Source organism: Kitasatospora putterlickiae (genome assembly GCF_039527695.1).
Taxonomy (GTDB): Bacteria; Actinomycetota; Actinomycetes; order Streptomycetales; family Streptomycetaceae; genus Kitasatospora; species Kitasatospora putterlickiae.
Genome location: NZ_BAAAKJ010000124.1, coordinates 1 through 1,074 on the forward strand (window position 1 = coordinate 1; position 1,074 = coordinate 1,074).

1 protein-coding gene is annotated in these 1,074 nt (G+C 77.3%); it reads left to right on the forward strand.

Annotated elements, in window-relative coordinates:
* Positions 1–211: 211 nt before the first annotated feature.
* Complete coding sequence (locus ABD308_RS13110; protein WP_344332928.1) at positions 212–1,009, forward strand: hypothetical protein; 798 nt, start codon at positions 212–214, stop codon at positions 1,007–1,009.
* The last annotated feature ends 65 nt before the right edge of the window (positions 1,010–1,074 follow it).

Sequence of the window (1,074 nt, forward strand, 5' to 3'; positions counted from 1 at the left end):
TCCTGCGGCTCCTGCGGCTCCTGCGGCTCCTGCGGCTCCTGCGGCTCCTGCGGCTCCTGAGCACGGTGAGGCCGCCGGTCTCGTCGAACCCGTTGAGCCCGCCGAACCCGCTCGGCCCGTCGAACCCGCCGAAGCCTCCGAACCGCTCCCTCCCCCGCCCGCGCCCTCCTCGTCGGCCCGCGCCTTCGGCCCGGACGACTGCCCGGCCCCGGTGACCGCGACCAGCCCCGCCGAACGCGACGCCGTCCGCACCCTGCTCGGTGAGCACTACCACCGCTACACCGGGCGCCTGGAACAGCTCGCCACCCGGCTCCCGGGCCTGCGCTCCACCTCCCAGGACGACTTCAAGCCCGACCTCGCCGCCGTCCTGCTCCACCACTCCGACACCGGCGTCCCCGTCACCCGCGCCGCCCTGGTGGCCGCCGCACGGTCCGCCGACCCCGCCCTGCGACCGTTCCTGCACGGCCTCGGCGCCGGCCTGCGCCGCCTCCCGAGCCACCACGGCGCGGTCCTGCTCGGCGCCGGCCCCGGCCTGGACCCGGAAGCGGTGCTGTCCCACTACCCCACCGGCCGCCAGTTCCGCGAACCCGCGCCGCTGTCCGGCCTGACCGCCCCGGGCTCCGAACTCCCGGGCTGCTCCGTCGAATTCCTCATCTGGTCGGCCACCGGCCGGCGCACCTCCGTCTTCGACGCCACCGACGGCCCCGCCCAGGCCGTCTTCCCCCCGGGAACCGCGTTCACCGTCGTCGGCCTGGTCCCGGCCGACGGCGACCGCCCCGCCTGCGTGCTCCTCCGCGAGTCCGGCGGCGACCCGTCCGAACGCAACCGCAACGCCCTCACCCGCCTGCGCGCCTGGCTGGAACGCCGCGCCGCCATGCCGACCGCCGAACGCCCCCGGTCCGGCACCCCGACCCGCTTCCACCTCACCCCGGGCGTCGAGTTCGACGAGCCCGAGCCGGCCCCCGAGCCCGGTCCGGACCCGGCCCCGGACCCTGACCCTGACGAGTGACAGCGATGCGAAACGCGTCGCGCGCCCCGACCGGCGTTGGCCGGGGCGCGCGACGCGGTTGACCG